8 protein-coding genes and 1 pseudogene are annotated in these 9,667 nt (G+C 72.8%); 3 read left to right on the top strand and 6 right to left on the bottom strand.

Annotation, left to right across the window (positions count from 1 at the left end; all coding sequences use genetic code 11):
- Nucleotides 1-4 precede the first annotated feature (4 nt).
- The 3 genes and pseudogenes from ACFWUQ_RS30095 to mgt form a co-directional block, all read right to left on the bottom strand.
- Nucleotides 5-1,021 (bottom strand): ketopantoate reductase family protein, encoded by a 1,017-nt coding sequence (locus ACFWUQ_RS30095; protein ID WP_384544328.1) that lies wholly within the window; start codon nt 1,019-1,021, stop codon nt 5-7.
- 109 nt (nt 1,022-1,130) lie between these two features.
- A complete protein-coding gene (locus tag ACFWUQ_RS30090; protein ID WP_384544326.1) occupies nt 1,131-1,691 on the bottom strand; it encodes a DUF1697 domain-containing protein in 561 nt (186 codons plus the stop codon).
- A gap of 9 nt (nt 1,692-1,700) precedes the next feature.
- Nucleotides 1,701-3,010: pseudogene (mgt, locus tag ACFWUQ_RS30085) on the bottom strand (macrolide-inactivating glycosyltransferase).
- A 31-nt stretch (nt 3,011-3,041) separates the two neighbouring features.
- Here mgt and ACFWUQ_RS30080 point away from each other — a divergent pair.
- Nucleotides 3,042-3,905: a phosphotransferase enzyme family protein gene (locus ACFWUQ_RS30080; protein WP_384544324.1), complete on the top strand. Its 864-nt coding sequence runs from the start codon at nt 3,042-3,044 to the stop codon at nt 3,903-3,905.
- A gap of 164 nt (nt 3,906-4,069) precedes the next feature.
- Nucleotides 4,070-4,729, top strand: coding sequence for a hypothetical protein (locus ACFWUQ_RS30075; protein WP_384544322.1), 660 nt, complete (start codon nt 4,070-4,072; stop codon nt 4,727-4,729).
- Nucleotides 4,730-4,924: 195 nt separating this feature from the next.
- Here the strand turns inward: ACFWUQ_RS30075 and ACFWUQ_RS30070 are convergent, their stop codons facing one another.
- The 3 genes from ACFWUQ_RS30070 to ACFWUQ_RS30060 all read right to left on the bottom strand — a co-directional run bounded on the left by ACFWUQ_RS30070 (nt 4,925) and on the right by ACFWUQ_RS30060 (nt 7,230).
- Nucleotides 4,925-5,638: a 3'-5' exonuclease gene (locus tag ACFWUQ_RS30070; protein WP_384544320.1), complete on the bottom strand. Its 714-nt coding sequence runs from the start codon at nt 5,636-5,638 to the stop codon at nt 4,925-4,927.
- Complete coding sequence (locus tag ACFWUQ_RS30065) at nt 5,638-5,793, bottom strand: hypothetical protein (RefSeq protein WP_384544318.1); 156 nt, start codon at nt 5,791-5,793, stop codon at nt 5,638-5,640. The genes ACFWUQ_RS30070 and ACFWUQ_RS30065 overlap by 1 nt, the downstream gene beginning before the upstream one ends.
- 153 nt (nt 5,794-5,946) lie before the next feature.
- On the bottom strand, nt 5,947-7,230 hold the full coding sequence (locus tag ACFWUQ_RS30060; protein WP_384544316.1) for an SAV2148 family HEPN domain-containing protein: 1,284 nt from the start codon (nt 7,228-7,230) through the stop codon (nt 5,947-5,949).
- Nucleotides 7,231-7,516: 286 nt separating this feature from the next.
- Here ACFWUQ_RS30060 and glgX point away from each other — a divergent pair, with 286 nt between their 5' ends.
- The gene (glgX, locus tag ACFWUQ_RS30055; protein ID WP_384544314.1) at nt 7,517-9,631 is read left to right on the top strand and encodes a glycogen debranching protein GlgX; all 2,115 of its coding nucleotides are present in this window, start codon (nt 7,517-7,519) and stop codon (nt 9,629-9,631) included.
- Nucleotides 9,632-9,667: the final 36 nt, after the last annotated feature.

The raw sequence follows: 9,667 nt of genomic DNA, 5'->3' as shown, positions 1-9,667 counted from the left end.
GGTCTCACCGGTCGCGGGCCGCCGCCTCGTCGGCCAGCGCCGTCAGGTCCGCGACGGACATCGCACCCGGCGGCAGCGCCTCCCGGGCGAAGATGTTCGCCGCGTGCCGCAGGACGTCGTTGACCGGGGTCGCGACGCCGTGGAGCCTGCCCAGCAGGCAGATCTCCCCGTTGAGGTAGTCCGCCTCCACCGAGCCGGTCCCCCGGGCCAGGCTCTGCCACGACGAGCCGCCCCGGACCCCCTGCGGCTGGTCCACCTTGCCGTCACGCGCCGCCGACTGCTCGGCCTCGGAGGTGTACGCGATGCCCGCGGCCCCGAACGCGGCCTTCGCCTCGCGGACGGCGCGCAGCAGCAGCGCGGCCTTCGCCGGGTCCGGTTCCGGCCCTGTCGTCGCCTGGATCGCGTTGCCCAGGTTCCCGAGCAGCTTCCCGTACTTCCAGCGCATCACGTCCTCGACGACCGGCGCCTCGAAGCCGGCCCTGCCGAGGTCCGCCGCGACGGCCCGGGCGAGCCCGTCCGCACCGCCCGCCGCACCGCCCGCCGCCGGACCCAGGTGCAGGATGCCGGTCAGCGGCGCGCACAGCGCCGAGACCGCGCCCGGCTCCAGGAAGGTGGCGGGCAGCCACACGCACACCCCGTACACCCGCGCGAAGCGGCGCAGTGCGAGGCGTTCGCTCTCGACGCCGTTCTGCGCGCACAGCACGGGCAGCCGCTGGGCGCCCGTGCCGCCGCCCGCCACCTCGGCGTCGCCCCACGCGTCGAGGGCGGCGAGCGCGTCCTGGGTCTTGACGGCCAGCAGCAGCACGTCGTCGGACCGCAGTTCGCCGAGCTCCCGCGGACCCTCCACCACGGGCAGCCGGTGCACCCGGGTGCCGTCGGCGGTCGTGAGCCGCAGTCCGTCCGCGCGCAGGGCCTGCGCGTGCGCGCCCCGGGCGGCGAGGACGACCTCGCGGCCCGCCTGCGCGAGCCGTCCGCCGATGGTGGCGCCGACCGCGCCCGCGCCGATGATGATGTAACGCATGCACCGAGCCTGGCACATCCCGCCGGCCGCGTTGCGCCCGGGCCCCGCCGCCCGGGCCCCGCCGCGCGGGGTCAGGCCGGCGGACCGGGGCTCCGCCCGGGTTCCGGCCTCACGGCCCGGTGAGCTCGACGAGTTTGACCACGGTGTTCCAGTTGCGGGTGGTGACGTCGAGGCCCTTGACGACGGCCGGCCGGGCGAGGGCCTCGGCCAGCTTGGAGCGGCCCAGTCCGTCCGGGGTGTAGAGGTACAGGACGCGGTCGCCGACCCGGTACTCCTCCGGGAGGTACGCCGCCGCGTCCAGCGCCGCGAACCGCTCGGCTGCGGGCTGCTCGGAGCAGAAGGTGGCGTGCAGTTGCTTCCCCTCCAGCGCGGCGGCGGGGAAGGGGCAGGCCTCCGCGACGGCGCGCAGGTATTCCGCGCCGACCACGAGGCAGGGCACGCGGAAGCCGAAGTGGGCCTCGACGGCCGCCTCCAACTGCCGGGTGAGCTGCGCCGGGTCCCCGCCGGCGCTGCTGAAGACGGCGTTGCCGCTCTGCAGGTACGTGCCCACGTCGCGGTGGCCGAGGCCCTCCAGCACGGAGCGCAGCTCGGCCATGGGGACCTTCTTGTTCCCGCCGACATTGATCCCGCGCAGCAGTGCCGCGTACCTGGCCGTGCCCTTGTTCGTCATGCGGGCACCCTAGGGGGCGCCTGTGACAAGACCCCGCGGCAACTCGGCCTCGATGAGGTCGGCGGCCCGGCGGGTGCCGCCCTCGGTGGCCATCCCGGCCCGGATCTCCTCGGCGCGGGCGGCCACGGCGGGGTCCGCCACCAGTGCCAGGACCGCCTCCCGCAGGGTCGGGGCGTCCGCGTCCGCCATCGGGATGTGGCGGGCCACGCCGAGGGAGACCAGCATGTCGGCGTTGCCGAACTGATCGACGGCCTGGGGGACGGCGACCATCGGGGTGCCGGTCGCGAGGCCCTCCTGGCTCCCGCCGGCGCCCGCGTGGGTGATGAAGGCGTCGGCCTGGCGCAGGACGTCCAGTTGCGGGACCCACCGGTGGACCTCGACGTTGGCGGGGAGCACCCCGAGGTCCGCCTCGTCGGTGAACGTGCCGATCTGGAGGACGACGTGCCAGTCGGGGAGGTCCCCGAAGGCGTCCGCGCAGGCCCGGTAGAAGGCGGGCTGGCGGGTGAAGGTGGAGCCGAGGGAGACCAGGACGACCTTCTTGCCCTCGGCGGCGGGCGGCCGCTGCCAGCCGCCCTGGTCGGCGCGTTCGCCCTGGCAGGAGCCGACGAAGGTGTGGACGGACGGGTCGACGCGTTCGGCGTGCGGCTGGAGTACGCGGGGGATCAGGACGATGCTGCGGCGCGGGCGGCCCTGGAAGCGGTCGACCTGGTCGCCGAGCCCGTTCTCGGTGAGCCACGCGGCGAACGCGGCGTAGTAGGCCTTCCCGCGCGCGGAGGCCTTCAGTTCGGCGAGCATCGGCTCGGCCACCTCCTCCTCGTACCCCTCCCAGGCGACGAGGTTCGGGGAGAGCGAGACGGCGGGGACGCCCCAGCGGTGGGCGAGCACGGGCGCCGGGTAGGACGTGATGTCGTGGATGACGAGGTCCGGCTCGTCGCCCTCGAAGGCGGCGGCGAGCTGTGGGAGGGCCTGGACGGCGTCGTCGAGGAACGGCTCCAGGTGGTCGATGAGTTCGGTCCCCCAGGCCTCGGGCTCGTCGTCGGTGGGGAGGACGGAGCGGTAGACCACCGGTGTGGCGCCGGTCTCGGCGACCTTCTCGGCGAAGGAGGCGGGGATGGCGTAGCTGACGCGGTGGCCCCGGGCGACGAGCTCCCGGACGACTTCGATGCTCGGGTTCACGTGCCCGTGGGCGGCGATGGAGAACATGGCGATGTGCGCGGGCTTGGCTGAGGTCATGACGCGACTATAACGAGACGAGACGTCTCGTGCAACCGTGCAGCCTTGGGACGCGGGGACCCGGATGCGAGACTGGCCCGATTCACGGCGATCCGGCGAAGGACGGGGCGAACGGGCATGGACGAGGCGCGGGCCAGGGACGTACTGACGGCGGCGGGCCTCGGCGCGGGGCCGGGGCGGGGGCCGGCGCTCCTCTCCCTCGGCGAGAACGCCGTCTTCGCCGTGGACGAGCTGGTCGTCAAGGTGGGCCGGGAGGCGTCCCTGCTGCCGCGGGCCGAGCGGGAACTGGCGGTGGCGGACTGGTTCGCCGCGTCCGGTGTCCCGGCGGTACGCGCGGCCGCGCCGGAGGCCCGGCTGGTGGACGGGCATCCGGTGACCCTGTGGCACCGGCTGCCCGATGCCGTCCGGCCCGCGGGCCCCGAGGACCTGGCCGTGCTCCTGCGCGCCGTCCACGCCCTGCCCGCACCGCCCTTCGCGCTCCCGCCGCGCGACCTGCTGGGCGGGGTCGAGCGCTGGCTGCGGCTGGCCGGGGACGCGATCGACCCCGAGGACGCGGCGTACCTGCGGGCCCGCCGCGACGCCTACGCCGGCGAGGTCGCGGGCCTGACCCCGCACCTGCCGCGCGGCACCGTGCACGGCGACGCCCTGCCCCGGAACGTCCACGTGGGGCCGGACGGCCCGGTCCTGGTGGACCTGGAGACGGTGTCGGCGGACCTGCGCGAGCACGACCTCGTGGTGATGGCCCTCTCGCGCGACCGGTACGGCCTGCCCGCCGAGTCGTACGAGGCGTTCACGACGGCGTACGGGTGGGACGTCCGCACCTGGGCGGGCTGCGCGGTCCTGCGCGGAGCGCGCGAGACGGCCAGCTGCGCTTGGGTCGCGCAGCACGCCCCGGCCGATCCGAGGGCCCTCGCGGAATTCCGCCGCCGCGTCACCTCCCTGCGCCAGGGCGACCACGCGACGCGCTGGCACGCCTTCTGACCGGAGCACTGCCGGCCCGCGACGAACGCCTCGTCGCGCTGGGCTGGAGGGCGGGATCACCACGGCAGCTCGACGTTCACCCGGCCAACGACGACTACACCGACACCCTCACGATCACTGGCTGCTCTCGCCGCCGATGTCCACCGCCGTGTCCCGGAGAACCAATGAAGCTACCCGTCACCATCCACCAAGCACGGCTCGGATCCGCGGAGTTCAAGGTCATCCGACCCGCCCGACCCCTGGTCCACGCCGTGCTCATCGACCACGATCGACACCTGGACACCTACCTCGATCAGGACGCCGCCCGACGAATCGGTGGGCTGTGGAAGCTCGCTGCCTCTTCACCGCGCTCGCTGGTCCACCTGCCGATGCGGGGGAACCGTGGCCCCTCACGGGAGCTGCCGGAAGACGGCACACGGCAGCTTGATCTCGTACTGCTGCACCACTCGCTCCAGTTCGCACCCTCACGCTGGAAGGAGATACGAGGGCGGCTCGGCCCAGGGCGCCCCCAGACCGTGACGCTGCCCGGCCCAGGACACACCGAGGGAGCCGTGATTGATCACGAGGCACGGCACCACCGGGAGAACCGGGATCTCTTCCACCAGCACCTCCACGCCGAGACCCTCTTCATGACCGGCAGCGCGAAGGTATTCAAGGACACCGCCCGGCACTTCTTCGACGTCGCCCGAAACGGCCCCGGGTACGTCCCCGTCCATCCGGGCTACCCGCACTTCTGCACCGAACTCCACTCCACCGCCGGCATTCTCGGCGACGCGCGCGAGATCCACATCGAGTACTGCGACCAGTGGGACTCATGCCCCTGACCGACAGGACCCCGCCGAGCATGACGGTCCGGCGGTGCTCATGGACTCCGCCGAAGCGGGTTCCGACCTGGGCATCGAGTACCCCGACGGCGGGACGCCCGCCGAGGCATGTGCAGATGAGCCATACCGAGCATCGCTCGGATCACCCTTTACCACTCGCAGGCTCTCGCGACCGGAGAAGTCTGACCAGCGCGGTCATCGGCTCCGGGGGATGAGGGGCCACGCGGGCTCGACAACCGCCGCCGGGTCCGCGGTGCGTCGCAGGTACGCCTGCAACGAGACCGACTGCTCCGCCGCCGCCCGCACCTGGAGGTCATGCAGATCCGCCAAGGGCATCGCCCCGACGGGCCGATGCCTCTCACCCAGGCGTCGGACCACCCGGGCGGCGGCCACGGCGTCCGCCCTCGCGTCGTGCGCGTCATCGAGCGACACGCCGTAGTGAGCACACAGCGCGTGGAGGGCCCGCTTACCCTTCCGGTACTTGTCGACATGCTTGTCGATCACCAGCGGATCGATGACGGGCGAAGGCACACTGCCCAGCCGCTCGCTGATCGACTCGACCTCGTACCGCCGACACTCACGGTCCAGCAGCGACAAGTCGTAGCGAGCGTTCATCACCACCAGAGGCGTCCCCGCGCGCAGCCCGTCGGCGACGGCCTGCACGATCTCCTCGATGGCCGAAGCCGCCGGCGCCCCGTGCTCGCGGGCGTGCTCCGTCGAGATGCCGTGGATCGCCGACGCCTGCTCGGGTATCGCCACCCCGGGATCGAGCAGCCAGGTCCGTTCGGCCGAGACGGCCCCGGCCGCGTCCAGCCGCACGACCGCCGCTGTGACGATGCGGTCGGTCTCGACATCGGTGCCCGTGGTCTCCAGGTCGAAGGCCACCAGTGGCCCGCTGATCCAGCTCATCACGCGGCCCTCGTTCCGGCGTGGGCCGCCGGACGGCGCCGGGCACGGACCCCGCCGCCGTCCACGGCCGCCGTCACGATCCGCGACTCCCCCGGCTCCGTGCCGGTCGTCTCCAGGTCGAACCCGATCAGCACACCGCCGTGCCAGTCCCCCATCCCGCGCCCCTCCCCCGTACGAACACACACCTTCGGTCAACGGCATTCAGCCTGCCACGGGCCACTGACAGGCCCGCTCCCGGGGGGCGGGGGACAGGGGGCCGGGGGGCCGGGGACAGGGGCCGGGGAACAGGGGGCAGGGGTGAGGACGGCTCAGGAGACCGGGCGGGAGTCCTCCCACACCGACTCGAACTCCTCCCGGTACGTCGTGAACAGCCCGAGCTCCGCGTCCTTGCGCACCCCGCGCCCGCCACCCCCGCCGCGCAGGACCAGGACGGGCGACTCCATGCCGCGCGCGCGGCGCAGGTACGACTGGACGACCGCGATGCCCGAGGACTCCCCCTCGACCAGGTAGGCCGTGAAGCGCGGGGTCTCGTCGAAGACGTGGATGTCGAAGCGGGAGGGGTCGCGCAGGCCCGCCCGGACCCGGCGCACGTGCAGGATGTTCATCTCGACCGAGCGGCTCAGCTCGCCCTTGCGCAGGCCCAGCTCCCGCTCGCGCCGCTTGACCGCGCTGCTCGCCGGGTTCAGGAACAGCAGCCGCACCCGGCAGCCCGCCTCGGTGAGCCGGACGAGTCTTCGGCCCGAGAAGTTCTGGACGAGCAGGTTGAGGCCTATGCCGATGGCGTCGAGGCGCCGGGCGCCGCCGAAGAGGTCCTCCGCCGGGAGCTGCCGCTGGAGCCGCACCCGGTCCGGGTGGACCGAGATGACGTCCGCGTACCGGTCGCCCACCAGGTCCTCGACGGCGTCGATCGGCAGCCGGTCCGCCGCGGGGCTGCCCGCGCCGCCGCCCAGCACCTCCAGCAGCCGGGCCGAGGCCCGCTCCGCCTGCTCCAGCACCGCGCGCGACAGCGCCCGGTTGCGGGAGACGACGTTGCGGGTGACCTCCAGCTCGTCCATGGCCAGCTCGATCTCGCGCCGGTCGTCGAAGTACGGTTCGAAGCAGGGCCAGTGCTGGACCATCAGCTCCCGCAGCTGCGGCAGGGTCAGGAAGCTCAGCACGTTGTCGTCGGCGGAGTCGAGCAGGTAGCCCTTGCGCCTGCTGACCTCGCGCACGGCCACGGCCCGCTGCACCCACTCCTGCCCGGCGGGCCCGGCCGCGGCGACGACCCAGTCGTCCCCGCCGTGCACGGGCTCGTAGATCGGCCGCAGGACCGCGCCGACCACCGACCGCAGCCGCTGTTCGACGAGGTTGAGCCAGATGTACGCCCGGCCGGCCCGCTGGGCCCGGGTACGGACCTCGCTCCAGGCCTCCGCGCTCCACTCCAGCTCGGCCCCGGCTCCCGCGTTCCCGCCCGCGGCCGGTCCGCCCGCCAGGGACACCGCCCCCGCCGCGACCCCCGCGGGCGCCCCTGCGGGGGCGCTCCCCGGTGCGTCCGCCGGGCCACCCTCGTGACCGCTGTCACCAGGGGGCAGCTCCAGACCTCCCGAGCTCACCCGTGCACCGCCTTCTGCGTCTGGACGCCCGTCTCCAGTGATCACGGAAGGGTACTCCGCGCGCGCGGCCCGACGCAGCCCGATGGTCCGTACACCGGCTGTCCGTTGACCCATTATCCGATGCCCGTACAGTCCGCCGACCCTACTGTCCGCTCACCGGGTCACCCGGGAGGAGCAACACAAGTCCCCGCGTGGAGCCGCTCTTTCGGGGAAGATCTGGCAAGTGACGTGGTCCATGCCGGGTCAGCCGGGACATCCTCCGACACCGAGGGAAGAGTCGTTATCTATGCAGGTCTGGCCGGGACAGGCGTATCCCCTGGGCGCCACTTACGACGGCGCCGGTACCAACTTCGCGGTCTACTCCGAGGCCGCCCGTCGCATCGAGCTGTGCCTGCTGCACGACGACGGCTCGGAGACCGCCGTCGAACTGCGTGAGACGGACGCGTTCGTCCGCCACGCCTACCTGCCCGGCATCATGCCGGGCCAGCGCTACGGGTTCCGCGTGCACGGCCCGTACGAACCCGAGCGCGGGATGCGCTGCAACGCCGCGAAGCTGCTCCTGGACCCCTACGCGCGGGCCATCAGCGGCAGCGTCGCCTGGGGCGAACAGGTGTACGGCTATCACTTCGGCCGGCCCGATTCCCGCAACGACCTCGACTCGGCCCCCCACACCATGAGCTCGGTCGTGGTCAACCCGTACTTCGACTGGGCGAACGACCGGCCGCCCCGGCACGAGTACCACCACACTGTGCTGTACGAGGCCCATGTCAAGGGTCTGACGATGAACCATCCGGACCTCCCCGAGGAGCTGCGCGGCACGTACGGCGCGCTCGCGCACCCGGCGGTCATCGGGCACCTCACCAAGCTCGGGGTGACGGCGCTGGAGCTGATGCCGGTGCACCAGTTCGTCCACGACCACCGGCTGGTCAACGACGGGCTGAGCAACTACTGGGGCTACAACACCATCGGCTTCTTCGCCCCCCACAACGGCTACGCCTCGGGCGACCGGGGCCAGCAGGTGCTGGAGTTCAAGTCGGCGGTCAGGGCCCTGCACGAGGCCGGGATCGAGGTGATCCTGGACGTGGTCTACAACCACACCGCCGAGGGGAACCACCTCGGCCCGACGCTGTCCTTCCGCGGGCTGGACAACGCCTCGTACTACCGCCTGGCCGACGATCCGCGGCACTACACGGACACCACCGGCACCGGGAACTCCCTGCTGATGCGGTCCCCGCACGTGCTCCAGCTGATCATGGACTCGCTGCGCTACTGGGTCACCGAGATGCACGTGGACGGCTTCCGCTTCGACCTGGCGGCGACACTGGCCCGCCAGTTCCACGAGGTGGACCGGCTGTCCTCGTTCTTCGACCTGGTCCAGCAGGACCCGGTGGTCAGCCAGGTGAAGCTGATCGCGGAGCCGTGGGACCTGGGCGAGGGCGGCTACCAGGTGGGCAACTTCCCGCCGCTGTGGACCGAGTGGAACGGCAAGTACCGGGACACGGTACGGGACCTGTGGCGCGGGCAGCCCCGTACGCTCGCGGAGTTCGCCGGCCGCCTGACCGGCTCCTCGGACCTCTACCAGGACGACGGGCGGCGCCCGCTGGCCTCCATCAACTTCACCACCTGCCACGACGGTTTCACCCTGCACGACCTCGTCTCCTACAACGAGAAGCACAACGAGGCCAACCGCGAGGGCAACCGGGACGGCGAGACCCACAACCGCTCGTGGAACTGCGGGGTGGAGGGGCCGACCGAGGATCCGGCCGTGCTGGAGCTGCGCGAGCGCCAGATGCGCAACTTCACGGCCACGCTGATGCTCTCGCAGGGCGTCCCGATGCTCAGCCACGGCGACGAGTTCGGCCGGACGCAGGGCGGCAACAACAACGCGTACTGCCAGGACAACGACCTCTCGTGGGTGCGCTGGCCGGAGCCGGGCAAGCCCTCGCCCGCGCTGTTGGAGTTCACCCGGCAGATGGTCTGGCTGCGGCGCGACCACCCGGTCTTCCGGCGGCGGCGGTTCTTCCACGGCCGTCCGGTCGAGGGGACGCACGACGAGCTGTCGGACATCGCCTGGTTCACCCCGCAGGGCGAGGAGATGCGGGCCCGGGACTGGCAGGCGCAGCACGCGCGGGCGCTGACGGTGTTCCTCAACGGGGAAGCCATCTCCGAACCGGGCAGCCGGGGCGAGCGGATCACCGACGACTCGTTCCTGCTGATGTTCAACGCGGCGCCCGAGCCGCAGGAGTTCACGGTCCCGCCGGGGCACGGCACGCAGTGGCACCTGGTGGTGGACACGGCACGCCCGGACGTCCTGCCGCCCGGCACCGGACCGCAGTTCGCGGCCGGTGACCGGGTGGCGCTGACGGGGCGGTGCCTGGTGGTGCTCCAGCGCCCGGCCTAGGAGCCGGGACCGCCGCCCGCCGGGCCGGGGCTCAGC

Source organism: Streptomyces sp. NPDC058662 (genome assembly GCF_042716255.1).
Lineage (GTDB): Bacteria > Actinomycetota > Actinomycetes > Streptomycetales > Streptomycetaceae > Streptomyces.
The sequence above is the reverse complement of the archived record's forward strand: the minus strand, read 5'-3'. Positions and strand labels throughout refer to the sequence as shown.

Bases quoted from the DNA above. Each gene is read 5' to 3' on its own strand.
- ACFWUQ_RS30075 (WP_384544322.1), top strand. From the start codon at position 4,070: ATGAAGCTACCCGTCACCATCCACCAAGCACGGCTCGGATCCGCGGAG.
- ACFWUQ_RS30090 (WP_384544326.1), bottom strand. From the start codon at position 1,691: ATGACGAACAAGGGCACGGCCAGGTACGCGGCACTGCTGCGCGGGATC.
- glgX (WP_384544314.1), top strand. From the start codon at position 7,517: ATGCAGGTCTGGCCGGGACAGGCGTATCCCCTGGGCGCCACTTACGAC.
- ACFWUQ_RS30070 (WP_384544320.1), bottom strand. From the start codon at position 5,638: ATGAGCTGGATCAGCGGGCCACTGGTGGCCTTCGACCTGGAGACCACG.
- ACFWUQ_RS30065 (WP_384544318.1), bottom strand. From the start codon at position 5,793: ATGGGGGACTGGCACGGCGGTGTGCTGATCGGGTTCGACCTGGAGACG.
- ACFWUQ_RS30080 (WP_384544324.1), top strand. From the start codon at position 3,042: ATGGACGAGGCGCGGGCCAGGGACGTACTGACGGCGGCGGGCCTCGGC.
- ACFWUQ_RS30095 (WP_384544328.1), bottom strand. From the start codon at position 1,021: ATGCGTTACATCATCATCGGCGCGGGCGCGGTCGGCGCCACCATCGGC.